The organism is Rhodococcus sp. PvP016 (assembly GCF_017832185.1).
Taxonomy (GTDB): Bacteria; Actinomycetota; Actinomycetes; order Mycobacteriales; family Mycobacteriaceae; genus Rhodococcoides.
The window spans coordinates 273,864-286,675 of the sequence record NZ_JAFIBH010000001.1 but is presented as its reverse complement, the minus strand read 5'-3'; the positions used below and the strand labels follow the sequence as shown (position 1 = coordinate 286,675).

The 12,812-nt window shown below is 70.2% G+C and carries 15 protein-coding genes; 6 read left to right on the top strand and 9 right to left on the bottom strand.

The features are described from left to right. Nucleotides 1-45: 45 nt before the first annotated feature. On the top strand, nt 46-363 hold the full coding sequence (locus JOE30_RS01115) for a DUF4229 domain-containing protein (RefSeq protein WP_027504527.1): 318 nt from the start codon (nt 46-48) through the stop codon (nt 361-363). Here JOE30_RS01115 and pepN read toward each other — a convergent pair. Further along, complete coding sequence (gene pepN / locus JOE30_RS01110) at nt 343-2,820, bottom strand: aminopeptidase N (RefSeq protein ID WP_204869038.1); 2,478 nt, start codon at nt 2,818-2,820, stop codon at nt 343-345. The two genes, JOE30_RS01115 and pepN, sit on opposite strands and share 21 nt — an antisense overlap. 75 nt (nt 2,821-2,895) lie before the next feature. Here pepN and JOE30_RS01105 point away from each other — a divergent pair, with 75 nt between their 5' ends. Continuing rightward, nucleotides 2,896-3,288: a phage holin family protein gene (locus JOE30_RS01105; RefSeq protein WP_204870669.1), complete on the top strand. Its 393-nt coding sequence runs from the start codon at nt 2,896-2,898 to the stop codon at nt 3,286-3,288. An 18-nt stretch (nt 3,289-3,306) separates the two neighbouring features. Here the strand turns inward: JOE30_RS01105 and JOE30_RS01100 are convergent, their stop codons facing one another. Continuing rightward, nucleotides 3,307-3,789, bottom strand: a complete 483-nt coding sequence (locus tag JOE30_RS01100; RefSeq protein WP_204869037.1) for an FBP domain-containing protein — start codon at nt 3,787-3,789, stop codon at nt 3,307-3,309. A 59-nt stretch (nt 3,790-3,848) separates the two neighbouring features. Beyond that, nucleotides 3,849-4,718, bottom strand: a complete 870-nt coding sequence (locus JOE30_RS01095; RefSeq protein WP_204869036.1) for a 1,4-dihydroxy-2-naphthoate polyprenyltransferase — start codon at nt 4,716-4,718, stop codon at nt 3,849-3,851. Nucleotides 4,719-4,915: 197 nt separating this feature from the next. Between JOE30_RS01095 and JOE30_RS01090 the strand changes: the two genes are divergently transcribed. After that, nucleotides 4,916-5,110: a hypothetical protein gene (locus tag JOE30_RS01090; protein WP_204869035.1), complete on the top strand. Its 195-nt coding sequence runs from the start codon at nt 4,916-4,918 to the stop codon at nt 5,108-5,110. 7 nt (nt 5,111-5,117) lie between these two features. Here the strand turns inward: JOE30_RS01090 and JOE30_RS01085 are convergent, their stop codons facing one another. The 4 genes from JOE30_RS01085 to JOE30_RS01070 form a co-directional block, all read right to left on the bottom strand. Further along, nucleotides 5,118-6,239 (bottom strand): GAF domain-containing protein, encoded by a 1,122-nt coding sequence (locus JOE30_RS01085; protein ID WP_204869034.1) that lies wholly within the window; start codon nt 6,237-6,239, stop codon nt 5,118-5,120. Nucleotides 6,240-6,352: 113 nt separating this feature from the next. Beyond that, entirely contained in the window at nt 6,353-7,516 is a 1,164-nt protein-coding gene (menE, locus tag JOE30_RS01080) for an o-succinylbenzoate--CoA ligase (RefSeq protein WP_204869033.1), read from the bottom strand. Continuing rightward, a complete protein-coding gene (locus JOE30_RS01075) occupies nt 7,509-7,895 on the bottom strand; it encodes a VOC family protein (protein ID WP_204869032.1) in 387 nt (128 codons plus the stop codon). The genes menE and JOE30_RS01075 overlap by 8 nt, the downstream gene beginning before the upstream one ends. A 13-nt stretch (nt 7,896-7,908) precedes the next feature. Further along, the gene (locus tag JOE30_RS01070) at nt 7,909-8,817 is read right to left on the bottom strand and encodes a 1,4-dihydroxy-2-naphthoyl-CoA synthase (protein WP_371831694.1); all 909 of its coding nucleotides are present in this window, start codon (nt 8,815-8,817) and stop codon (nt 7,909-7,911) included. Between the two features lie 51 nt (nt 8,818-8,868). On the opposite strand from JOE30_RS01070, the gene JOE30_RS01065 reads away from it, so the two are divergent. From JOE30_RS01065 to JOE30_RS01055, 3 genes are all read left to right on the top strand, one after another. After that, nucleotides 8,869-9,480, top strand: a complete 612-nt coding sequence (locus JOE30_RS01065) for a PaaI family thioesterase (protein WP_204869031.1) — start codon at nt 8,869-8,871, stop codon at nt 9,478-9,480. After that, nucleotides 9,477-10,460, top strand: a complete 984-nt coding sequence (locus JOE30_RS01060; protein ID WP_204869030.1) for an o-succinylbenzoate synthase — start codon at nt 9,477-9,479, stop codon at nt 10,458-10,460. Before JOE30_RS01065 ends, JOE30_RS01060 begins: the two co-directional genes overlap by 4 nt. 132 nt (nt 10,461-10,592) lie before the next feature. Continuing rightward, nucleotides 10,593-11,036 (top strand): hypothetical protein, encoded by a 444-nt coding sequence (locus JOE30_RS01055; RefSeq protein ID WP_371831693.1) that lies wholly within the window; start codon nt 10,593-10,595, stop codon nt 11,034-11,036. Between the two features lie 58 nt (nt 11,037-11,094). Here JOE30_RS01055 and JOE30_RS01050 read toward each other — a convergent pair whose 3' ends face one another. After that, on the bottom strand, nt 11,095-12,150 hold the full coding sequence (locus JOE30_RS01050) for an AbrB family transcriptional regulator (protein ID WP_204869028.1): 1,056 nt from the start codon (nt 12,148-12,150) through the stop codon (nt 11,095-11,097). Continuing rightward, nucleotides 12,147-12,740, bottom strand: a complete 594-nt coding sequence (locus JOE30_RS01045) for a flavin reductase family protein (RefSeq protein ID WP_371831692.1) — start codon at nt 12,738-12,740, stop codon at nt 12,147-12,149. Before JOE30_RS01045 ends, JOE30_RS01050 begins: the two co-directional genes overlap by 4 nt. Nucleotides 12,741-12,812 lie beyond the last annotated feature (72 nt).

The following is a 12,812-nucleotide window of genomic DNA, read 5'->3' as shown; positions in this document are numbered from 1 at the left end:
AATGGACAAATCGGATACGTCGAACGGCTCCGGTAATCTGTGCCCATGACCGATCCCATCCCCACCGGCAGCACCCCGAGCGGGTCGGCGAAGGGCCGACTGGTCCGCGATCTCGGCCTCTACACCGCCGCCCGGCTCGGTCTCATCGCCGTGGTCGCGGCCGTCATCTACTTCGGTGCCGCACTGGTCGGGGTGACCGTGCCGCTGCTGATCGCGATGGTGTTCGCCCTGGTCGTCGCGTTCCCCCTGTCACTCGTGCTCTTCAAGGGACTGCGCCGACGCGTCAACGAGGACATCGCCGCCGTCGACGAGAAGCGTCGCCGCGACCGAGAGGATCTGCACTCACGCCTGCGCGGAGAGTGACCGGGCGGCGAGAGCGCGAGCCAGGTGGTCGCGCTGCTCGATCACGCACCGTCGCAGAGCCGCGGGTGCGTCCGGGTGACCCGAGAGCCAGCGATCGGCATCCCCGCTGTGGGCGGCGGACGGAAAGAGTCCGATGACGAGTCGTCGAGCGATCTCGATGCTCCGCTCCCGCCAGAACGTCTCCAGTAGGGCGTAGTACTGCTCGTCGAAGCGCTCGATCAGCGCGCGTGACGGCCCGGCGGTGAAGCCGCGAATGAGCGCCCCCACCCGTTCGTTGCTCAGGGCCGCCGAACCGGTCAGGGCGGCCCAGGTCGCGTCCTTGACCGCCGCGACGGGCTGCGCCGCCACCGCGGCGGCATACTGCACCTCACCGGCGCCCGTGCGGTCGGACTCGAGCACCGTCGCCAGCTCGGTCTCGTCGGTGTGACCGGTGGCCGACAGGGCGAACCACAGGCCCCAGCGCTGCTCGGCGTCCAGTTCGAGACCGTCGACGGCGTCCGCGCCGGAGAGCAACGCGCGCACTCTCCCTGTGTGCGACGGGTCGTGTGACGCCGCGGCGGAGAACGCCCGGAACCACTCGAGCTGCGCGTCCGACCCGGCCGGCGCTCCGGCGAGTTGCTCGGCCGCCGTCGCGGTCCACCGCCGCCGGACACCGTCCCGGTCCGCGGCGTAGTGCTCCACCGCGACCGCGGTGTCCGCGAGAATCGATCCGAGCACGGCGGGATGCGACTCGGTGGGTGCGAAGCGGACGGCCAGATCGACGTAGGTCTGCGCGGGCAGTTCGGCATCGCGCGTCGCGTTCCACCAGGACGACCACACCAGTGCGCGGCGCAGGTCGTCGGGGATGCGGTCCAGCGACTGCATCGTCGCCTCCATCGACCGCGCGTCCAGACGCACCTTCGCGTACGTGAGATCGCCGTCGTTCGGCAGGATCACCGCGGCATCGGGCAGCGCGAGCGGTGTCTCCGCATCGGTGATGTGCACCGAGATCGGTTCCGCATCGACGAGGTGGCCGTTCTCGTCCGGCGACAGGCACGCGATGTCCAACCGCTGAGGACGCGGATCCGTCTGTGTGAGAACACCTCTGGTGCGGTCGTACAGCACGGTCGACACGCCGGTGGTCTCGAGCCAGGCGGCCGACCAGTCGTCGAGCGATCGACCGGCCGGTGCGGCCAGGGCGTCGAGCAGGTCGCGGAGGGTGGCCGTCCCGAAGGCTCGAGCGCGGAAGTACGCGCGGGCGCCCTCGAAGAAGGCCTCGTCACCGACGAAGGCCCCGAGTTGTTTGATCACGCTGGCGCCCTTGGCGTAGGTGATGCCGTCGAAGTTGAGCTTGGCCGCCTCGAGGTCGACGATGTCGGCGACGACGGGGTGGGTGGTCGGGAGTTGGTCCTGCGAGTAGGCCCAGGCCTTGCGGCGCAGGGCGAACGACACCCACGCGTCGGTGAACCGGGTGGCCGCGACCGAGGCGTACGCGCCCAGGTAGTCGGCGAGGGACTCCTTCAGCCACAAGTCGTCCCACCACTGCATGGTCACCAGATCGCCGAACCACATGTGCGCCATCTCGTGCAGGATCGTGTTCGCGCGGCGTGCGTACTGCGCTCGGGTGGCCGCACTGCGGAACACGTACGACTCCGTGAACGTGACACAGCCGGGGTTCTCCATGGCGCCGAGGTTGTACTCGGGCACGAACACCTGGTCGTACTTCCCGAAGGGGTAGGGGAACTCGAACGCATCGTGGAAGAAGTCGAGACCGGCGCGCGTGACGTCGAAGATGTCGTCGTGGTCGAGGTGTTCGCCGAGCGACGCACGGCACCACGCGCCGAGTTCGATGGTGAGGTCGCCGCGGCGGTACTCCGACGTGGCGCGGTGGTACGGGCCCGCGACGACGGCCGTGATGTACGTGGAGATCGGCTGCGTGGCGGCGAAGACACGGGTGGACGACCCTGCGTCGTCGGTGGTGGTCGATTCCGCACGCTCGTTCGACAGCACGGTCCACTCGTCCGGTGCGCTCACCCGGAAGACGAACGGGCCCTTGAGGTCCGGCTGCTCGAAGTTCACGAAGACGCGCCGCGCGTCGGCGGGCTCGTACTGCGTGTAGAGGTAGGTCTCGCCGTCCGCCGGATCGACGAATCGGTGCAGGCCCTCCCCGGTGCGGCTGTACGAGCCGCGGGCGTGGATGCGCACGGTGTTGCGGCTCCCGAGATCACGCAGCAGCACCCGCGCGCCGTCGTACTCCACCTCCTGCTCGTGGTCGTTGACGATCACGCGGTCCACGCCGGCGCCGAGGAAGTCCATCCACGTCGACGACGCGGTGGCCGCGAAGCTCACGGTGGTGACGGTGCCGAATTCGGCTCGGGTCCGTGCCTCGGTCAGGTCCAGCGCCACGTCGTATCGCACGTCGGACACCACCCGGGCGCGGTCGGCGGTCTCGGCGCGGGTCAGGTTCGCGGTACTCACACCTTCATGCAACACCACCGGCGGCGCGGCTCGCGACACACCACCGTCCCGGCGACCCGTGCCATCATGGGGCGCATGATTCTGGTGCTCAGATTGATCGTCACGGCGTTCGCGATCTGGCTGGCGGCGTCCTGGGTGGACGGCATCTCGATCGCGAGTTCGGGGCGCGGGCAGGGCTGGGACCTGGCGGTGCTGATCGGGATCGCGGCCGTGTTCACCGTGATCAACGCCCTGGTCAAGCCGATCGTGCAGCTGTTGTCGCTGCCCCTCATCGTGCTCACGCTGGGGCTGTTCCTTCTGGTCATCAACGCGCTGATGCTGCTGCTCACCGCCGCCATCACCGAGAGCACCGGATACGGGCTCACCGTCGACGGTTTCGGGGCCGCCTTCTGGGGCGCGGTGATCGTGTCCGTCGTCAACTGGGTTCTCGGTGGACTGGTGCCGGACCGGCGATCGGCGCGCCGCTGAGGCTGCCGCCGATGGCGGTCAGCCCAGCCGCGCCACGAACGCGGTGATGGTCTCGCGCAGCTTGCCGACGCGCTCCTCGATCGGGGTGTCGTCGCGGTACTGCCGTCCCAGCGTCGGCGTCTTGATCCGCCGCGCGTACAGCGAGCAGGCCAGGTCCGAGCACAGGTAGGTGCCGACGGTGTTGCCGCGGCGGCCGGACTCACCGGTCTTGCGGGCCACCATCAGAGTGACGCCGCCGTTCTGATGCCCGGTGGTGCAGATGCTGCACATCTGCGACCGTCGAGAACTGCTCTCCGACCGCAGGGCGACCCCGACGAGTCGGTCGGCGGTCGGCACGACGAGGAAGCTGCGGCCCGGATACGCGGGGTCGCTCCAGCCGAGGAAGTCCAGGTCGTCCCACGGGCGACCGTCCAGATCGGTGGGGACGGGGATGCGCTTCGCCTCGCCTTTCGAGCAGTTGACGAACGATGCCCGGATCTCGGGTTCGGTCACGGGGTCCATGGGACGACCGTAGAGGGAGATCATGACCGTCGGCAACGGAATTACCCGTCGCGCGGCGACTACCCGAGCAGCAGGCCGACGGTGGTCGCCACCGCCCAGACGAGCATCGCGAGCCCCGAGTCGCGCAGCGCCGGAATGAGCGCGAGGCCCTGCTGCCGGGTGCGGACGGGGGCGTTGGCGCGCCAGGCCAAGGGGAAGGCGACGACGCCCAGCACGGCCCACGGCGAGTGCAGAAGCAACAGCAGGCTGATGAGGAACGGCACGCCGAGCAGCGCGGCATGCAGACCGCGGCTCCGGGCGTCGCCCAGCCGGACCGCGAGGGTGAGCTTGCCCGCCTCGGTGTCGGTGGGAATGTCGCGGATGTTGTTGGCCACCAGGACGGCGCTCGAGAAGCAGCCCATCGCGACGGCGCACGCGAGTCCCACGAGGTCGACGCGATCGGTGAGCACGAACTGGGTGCCGAGCACGGCGACGAGGCCGAAGAAGACGAAGACGGCGATCTCTCCGAGGCCGCTGTAGCCGTAGGGCTTAGATCCGCCCGTGTAGTACCAGGCTCCGGCGATGCACACGACGCCGACGAGAACCAGCCACCAGGCCGTCGTCAGGGCGAGGACGAGCCCCGCGACGGCAGCGAGTGCGAAGCACGCCACGGCCGCGCCGCGGACGGCCGACGGCGTCGCCAGCCGGGAACCGACGAGTCGGATCGGTCCGACGCGGTCGTCGTCGGTTCCGCGGATGCCGTCGGAGTAGTCGTTGGAGAAGTTCACGCCGACGATGAGGGCGACCGACACGAGCAGGGCCACCGGGGCCTTCCACCACGTCACGTCGCCGGCCGCCGCTGCCGCACCCGCCGCGGCGACGACCGGTGCGATCGCGTTCGGAAGTGTGCGCGGCCGTGCGCCTTCGAGCCACTGGGATGCTGTCGCCATGTGTGGATCATTGCCTACGCATGCCGATGCGGCCCCGCGCGGTCGTGTTGTGAGGTCCACCGCTCCGGGCGTACACTCCGGATGCGCCCTCGACCTCGGGGGTTTCTCACAGGCTTGTCGCGTCGGCCGTGAATGTGGCACACGAATGCGGAACCGATCGTTCGATCGGTTCACCTGTCGCACCCCGGGGATGAACGATGGACGACATCACCAGTTCCACCATCGACGCCGCCGTCGAGGCCATGACGGACGTCGAACTCGACCGCGCCATCCGCGCGCTCACACTGCGTCAGCGGTCCCTGTTGCTCGGCGGTGACCTCGACACGGCCTGGGCGGTCACCGAGGATCTCGAACGCTGCCTCGCCGCCCGGTTCGGCATGCCGCGAACCTGAGAGCGGCTCAGGTCGACCGTCTGCGCGGCCCACGACCCGGGTATCCGGTGTCGGTGGGCGGGACGGGATCGTCCTCGTCAGAGAATCCGACCGGTTGGAATTCCACCATCAGGAACCGTTGTCCCGGAACACGTGTCGCCCGCAGGTCGACCACGGTCCACCCGCCGTCGACACGGCGCAGACGCACGCCGGGGATCTCGGTGCGATGGTCCGCCCACTCGTGCATCTGCCGATAGGCCGACACGATGCGGGCGATGTCCGTGGGGTGCGGGGTGTCGCGCTGATCGGCCTGCCCCTTCCACAGGATGTTCTCCACCGGATCCGTCAGCCACCGCACGACGCGCACGCGCTCGGTGTCGATGAGCGCGATCGCGGTGGGGGAGTTGCGTGTCAGCGACCGCAGCGCGAACGCCTCGACAGACGGCCCGGCCACCACCAGTTCGTCCGCCCGGAGCGAGATCGCCAACGCATGCGAGACGGTGTCGACGTACGGGCTGCCGTCGCCGGCGGACGAGGCATCGAGCACCGTCCGCACCGCATTGCGCAGGGGCCGGGCGCCGCGCGGGGTACGCAGCGCCACCGTGCCGTCCCAGCGGGTTCCGGGTTCCGCGTCGAGCAGGGCGACGAGGAGGTACATCGCGCTGTCGGCGTCGTCCGAGTGGTCGAACAATTCGAACGCCGGTGCGGCGAGCTTCGGTGCCGAGTCCCGGCCCACGACGCCGGCGATGCCGGGGGTGAACGCGAACTGTCGACGGGACGACGACCAGTCGTAGCCGACGACGAGGGGCGGCGGCGCATCGGAATCGTCGCCCGCGTAGAGCATCACGCCATGAACGGCCTTCCGGGGACCCGGCACCGCGACGGCGCGCAGCGGACTGCGCAGTCCCGGCACGGTCTCGGCCGCGTCCTCGCCGCTCGTCGCCACGAACGCGGTCATCGCACGCGCCGCGTCCGCGATGCGCTTGCTGCCGACGGCGCGGGAGAGCGCCGTCCAGTCCTTCGCCCGACCGTCCTTGGCGACGACGGTCCCCACGGGACCCGTATCGCCGTCGGGCGGTTCGGCGAGTGTCTCCACGACGATCCAGCCGTCGTGCGCGTCGGGAGCTGCTCCCGTCGCCTGCCTCGCCATCGTCACTGTCCTCCGAACACGAACAACCAAGCCCCCGACCCGGATGTACCGGGAGGACCTTACTCACCGTCACGGTCTCGGGCGGCTCGCCCCCTCGGGCGTGCACGAGAGTGTCATTCCATAGGACTACACGCGACCAGCGTCGTTCGCGCCGCTGCGCGGTCCACCTTGCCCGGGCCGCGCGCCGGTAGTGCGTCCACGAACAGCACCTGCCGGGGCGCCGCGGCAGGGCCGAGGACGTCGGAGACGGCCGCCCGCAGGAACTCCGGCGACAGCTCGATCCCGGGTCGGAGCACCACCAGCGCGCCGACCCTTTCGACCAGGCGCGGATCGGGAACGCCGACCACGACGCACTCCGCGACGCCGTCGATCCCCGCGATGGCGTCCTCCACCACCCGCGGTACGACGGTGAGTCCGCCCGTGCTGATGGCGTCGTCGGCCCTCCCGAGAATCTGCAGGCGGTCGCCCTGCAGGCGTCCGAGATCATCGGTACGGAACCACCCCGCCTCGGCGAACGCCGGGTGATCGGGCATTCCGCGGTAGCCGTTCGCCAGTGTGGGTCCGCCGAGGCGCACCCGGCCGTCCGCCTCGAGACTCACGGTCACACCGTCCAGCGGGACGCCGTCGTAGACGCACCCGCCGCACGTCTCGCTCATCCCGTAGGTGCGGACCACGGTGATGCCCGCGGCGAGTGCGCGGTCGAGTACGGGAGCCGGGGTCGCGGCCCCGCCGAGCAGAACAGCGTCGAGGGACGCGAGCGCCGCGACGGCGTCCGGACTCTCCAGAGCCTTGACCATCTGGGTGGGGACGAGGGAGGTGTAGCGCCGGGGCCCGCTCATCGACGCGACCGCGTGGACGAGGTGCGCGGGGTCGAAACCCGTCGACACGTCCACCACCGCGGGTTCGTGGCCGGCGGCGACGGAGCGCAGCACCACCTGCATCCCGGCGATGTGATGGGCCGGCAGCGCGAGCAACCACTGTCCCGGCCCACCCAGCCGGGCATGGGTGGCGGCGGCGCTGGCCCGGAGCGCGGCGGCCCCGAGCAGGGCTCCCTTCGGGGTTCCCGTCGACCCGGACGTCGCGAGCACCATGGCGGTACCCGGCTCCGCGGGAGTGCCCGGAGACAGCGCGTCGGAGAGGCGTCGACGCTCACGATCGTCGTCGGCGGGGACCGGCAGGACCGGCTCGGCGGTGCCGTCGAGCACGGCGCGCAGTCGGGGCAGTAGACCCAGCACCGCGACGCCGCCGGGAACCGGGAGGACGGTCAGGTCAGCCACGGCGTTGCGGATGGTCGGGCGGCACCTCGACCACGACGATGCGCGTGCCGTCGGGGTCGGCGATCCACATCTCCGTCAGTCCCCAGGGCTCTGTTCTCGGAGGCCGCACGATCTCGACACCCGCCGACTCGAGCTCGGCGCGGGCCGCCTCGACGTCACGCACCTGCAGCAGAATCGTCGCTCCCCCCTGCCCGTCGGCTCTCGACCGGCCTCCGGCCTGCCCGTGCCCCGCCACCTCGATCAACGACTGCCCCGCGAAGAACACGACACCGCCGGGATATTCCCGAAAGATGCCGAGCCGCAACCGGTCCCGGTAGAAGATCAGGGTCTCGTCGACGTTCCTCGGCCGCAGAATGATTCGGCTCGCCAGCACCTCCATCGTCGGTCGCCTCTCAGAAGTACCAGGGGTAGGGAGACCAGTCCGGCTCACGCTTCTCGAGGAACGAATCGCGACCCTCGACGGCCTCGTCGGTCATGTACGCCAGGCGCGTCGCCTCACCGGCGAAGAGCTGCTGCCCCACCAGGCCGTCGTCCTGAAGGTTGAACGCGTACTTGAGCATTCGCTGCGCCTGCGGGGACTTGCCGTTGATCGTGCGCCCCCACTCGATGGCGACGGTCTCGAGGTCGGCGTGATCGACCACCTTGTTCACCGCACCCATCCGGTGCATGTCCTCCGCGGTGTAGGTGTCGCCGAGGAAGAAGATCTCGCGAGCGAACTTCTGTCCCACCATCCTCGCCAAGTACGCACTGCCGTACCCGCCGTCGAAGCTGCCGACGTCGGCGTCGGTCTGCTTGAACCGGGCGTGCTCCCGGCTCGCGAGCGTGAGATCGCAGACCACGTGGAGGCTGTGTCCGCCGCCCGCGGCCCAGCCGTTGACGAGGCAGATCACGACCTTCGGCATCGTGCGGATGAGGCGCTGCACCTCGAGGATGTGGAGACGCCCGGCGCGTGCCTTGTCGACGGTCTCCGCGGTGTCGCCGCTCGCGTACTGGTACCCGCTGCGTCCGCGGATGCGCTGGTCGCCACCGGAGCAGAAGGACCACACCCCGTCCTTCGGTGCGGGTCCGTTACCGGTGAGCAGGACGGCACCGACGTCGGAGGTCATCCGCGCGTGGTCGAGGGTCCGGTACAGCTCGTCGACCGTGCCGGGGCGGAACGCGTTGCGCACCTCGGGGCGGTCGAACGCGATGCGCACGGTCCCGTCGGTCACGTGGCGGTGGTAGGTGATGTCCACCAGGTCCTCGAAGCCGGGGACCGCGGTCCACTGCTCGGGCTGGAACGGCGAGGTCTGATCGGTCACCCTCGACAGCCTAACGACGGACCGTGTCGGACTCCGCGTTACCGTCGTCCGATGACCGACGATTCCCCCCACGGCGGATTCCCGAAGTTCACCAGGGCCACGCCGCCGCCGGACTACGGCCGGTTGATCGAGGCGTTGCGCACCGTCCAGGACCTCGCGGTGTCCACCGACCTGCCGGACGACCAGCTCGCCCTGGCCGCCGACCAGGCGGAGAAACTCGCCGCGACCATGGCGCCGTACGTGGTGCCGGAGGGGCTCTCACCGGCGGGCCGCGCGCTGGACCTCCCGGGCCGCGGCAGTCTGCTGATGCTGCCGTGGACCATCGAGAAGTACGGCGCCGAGGGCGTGCGGTCCACCGGTGTGTTTCGCCGGTTCCATCTCGGCGGCAACGGCGCAGCGCACGGTGGCACTCTGCCGCTGCTGTTCGACGACCTCTTCGGGTTGATCCAGCACGCGTACGGTCGCCCGATCAGCCGCACCGCCTTCCTGCACATCGACTACCGCGCCGTGACCCCGCTGAACGAGCAGCTCGTCGCCGAGGGGCACGTGACGAAGGTCGAGGGCCGCAAGACCTTCGTCGAGGCTCGGTTGACCAAGCAGGACGGCACGCTCGTCGCCGAGAGCAACGCCCTCATGGTGCAGTTGCTCCCCGGCCAGCAGTGACGGCGTCACCCGCTCCCGGGCTCGACGAGATCGTCGCGTCGGCTCACGTGCTGTCGCTTCCCATGCGCACCCGGTTCCGCGGCATCACGACGCGGGAGGTGCTGGTCTTCTCCGGACCCGCCGGGTGGGGTGAGTTCGGCGCGTTCCCCGAGTACGACGACGCCGAGGCATCGGCGTGGCTGCGTGCCGGTATCGAGATGGCGTGGCAGGGCGCGCCCGATCCGATGCGGGACCACGTCGAGGTCAACGCCACCGTGCCCGCGGTGCCCGCCGCCGAGGTGCCCGCCGTGCTCGCGCGCTATCCCGGCACGCGCACGGCGAAGGTCAAGGTCGCCGAGAAGGGACAGACCCTCGCCGACGACGTCGCACGAGTCGAGGCGGTCCGGGCGCTGGTCCCCACCGTGCGGGTCGACGCCAACGGGGGTTGGACGGTCGACCAGGCCGAGACGGCCCTGCGCGCCCTCACCGAGAACGGTGACCTGGAGTACGCGGAGCAGCCCTGCGCGACGGTCGAAGAACTCGCCGAGGTGCGCAGACGTGTACGCGGGGTGTCGATCGCCGCCGACGAGAGCATCCGGCGTGCCGAGGACCCGCTGCGCGTGGTGCGGGCCGGGGCCGCCGACGTGGCCGTCGTCAAGGTGCCGCCGCTCGGCGGGGTGCGGGCGGTGCTGCGGCTCGCCGAGGAGTTGGCGCAGTACGGCGTCCCCGTGGTCGTGTCGAGCGCCCTCGACTCGGCGATCGGCATGTCCGCCGGACTCGCTGCGGCGGCGGCCCTGCCGACGAGTACCGCGTGCGGCCTGGGCACCGGCGCACTGTTCGTCACCGACGTGGCCGAGCCGCGAGCGCTCGTCGACGGTCGGCTGCGGGTCGACACCGTCGTCCCCGATGCAGATCGGCTTCGCGAACTCGCCGCCCCGGACGATCGGCGGGCGTGGTGGCTGGAGCGTCTCGCCCGGTGCCATCCCCTCGCTCTGTTGTAGGGTCGCGCCGACCAGAAACCTTCTCCGAGAGCGGCCTACGGCCCGACTCTCAACCAAGAGAACGGCCCCCGGCCTGACTCTCAACCAAGAGAACGGCCTCCGGCCTGACTCCCGACGACAGGATTGTTTTCCGTGGCATCACTGCAGACCACCCTCCTCGACGAGAACACAGCACCGGCCGTGCGCGCGGACGTCCGCGCGCTGATCGACGCCGAGGTCTCCGACAAGAAGGGCGCCTCCGGCCTGGCGGTCAAGGGCGGATACGGCGCCGTGAAGAAAGTGAGCCCCAGCGTCGTCGACGATGCGGTCGCGAAGTTGTGGCCGAGCTTCGTCGAGAAGCTCGACCCGTTCTGGCAGCGCTACCAGGCGGCGCCGGCCGGCACGTTCGGTGAGTTCCTCGCCGCGAACGGTGACGAGGCGTCCGACGCGCTGCTGTCCGTCACCGACGCGCGCATCGACGAGACCAGCAAGTCGACCATCAAGAAGGCGTACTCCTCGCTTCGCCCGTCGGCGAAGAAGAACGTCACCGAGGCTCTCCCGCGCGTCGGCGCCCTGGTGCAGAAATACGCAGCCTGAATCGATCGGCGCTCGGTGCGCTGGGCCGCGGTATCCGCGGTTCGGCGCACCGTCGCCGTCAGTCCCGCCTGCGTGCCCGGGTGAACAGCGGGACCACCAGCAGCATCATGAACACCCGGAGCACCTGGGCCGCCACGACGAAGGTCACGTTCACGCTGCTCGCCGCCGCCAGCGCGAGCACGGCGTAGATACCGCCCGGCGTCGTGGCGAGGTAGGCCTCGTACGGAGTGATGCCAGTGGTGCCGACGAGGATCAATCCGAGCAGGGCGCAGCCCACCGCGATGGCGATGATCAGCAGTACCGCCCACGGGATGATGCGGCCGATGGACTTCAGGCTGTCGAGGGTGAACTGCAGGCCGGCCTGCCACCCGATGACGATGTAGACGAGCTGGAGCAGCAGGAAGGGAACGCCGGCGTTGCCCGTCCACCCCAGCAGGTCCGCGGCACCGGAGATCAGCAGCGGCCCGAGCAGGGCGGGCGCGGGCAGGCGGATCAGTCGGCCGAGGGGGATGCCCACCAGCAGGCACACCGCGATGAACAGCGCGTCCGTCCAGAGCGGGGCGGAGGCGGTGACGACAGATCCGCTCTGTCCGGTGTCCGCCGAGAAGACCACCGTGGCGACGAACGGCAGCGACGCGGTGACGAGCAGCACCCGGACGTACTGCACCACGGCGACCACCCGCTCGTCGCCACCCAGATCACGGGCGATCGCGACCATGCCGGACGCGCCCCCGGCCACGAGTGCGAGGGCGCCAGTGGTGGCGTCGAGGTCACGGTGCAGTCCGAGCAGAGCGCCGGCCGCGATGGACAGCACCAGGGTGCCGAGCGAGACGACCACCACCCAGATCCAGTCGGACCCCAGCGAGGACATCGTGTCCCGATCGAGCAGGGTGCCGATCTCGACGCCGAGCACGGCCTGCGCGCCCATCGACGCGGTGCGCGGCACCTTCCCCGGCCCCCACCCGCACAGTGCGAACACCGTCGCCACGGCGAGCGCGACGAACAGCGCGGCCGACGGAACGCCGACGCGATCCGCGAGCACGGCCACGACGGCCGTGACCAGCGCCAGTGCTGTCCAGCGGGCAGCGCGGGACCGGTCGACGGCCGGACTCAAGGCCTGTCGGGGCGCTGGATCCGTCGCACGGCCGGGGGCATGCCCCACTCGTCGCGGCCGAGTCGGCTCAGTGGTGCGAGGGCGCCGAAGTCGGGCAACCCGTCCTCTGCGAGGAACTCCGGTCGCACCGTGATCATCGTGACCGCGCCCATGACGACGAACGAGTTGCCGACTTCGACCACCTGGTGCAGCGTCGCCTCGATCGAGAGCGGGGACGCGACGACACGCGGCGGGCGCACGGTCTCGCTCGGCTCACTCTCGAGGTCGACCGCGGTGTACTCGCTCACCGACGAGTCGTAGTTGGCCGACGTCTGATTGATCTGCTCGAACAACGACTCGGTGGCGAGGTTGATGACGAACTCGCCCGTCTCCTCGATGTTGCGGAGGCTGTCCTTGCGGCCGACCGACGTGAACTGCACCACGGCGGGCGCGCTCGACGAGACGGAGAAGAAGCTGTACGGCGCCAGGTTCGGCACGCCGTCCGCGGAGACTGTCGACACCCACGCGATGGGTCTAGGCACCACTGACGTGGTGAGAAGCTTGTAGTAGTCGCCGGCGTCCATGGTCTGCGGATCGAAGTGTGTGCGCACCTGTTCATCGTGCCACCGCCCGGTGCGCCCCTCGTGCACAGCGGGTAGGCAGGTCGGGCATCTGTGACACTC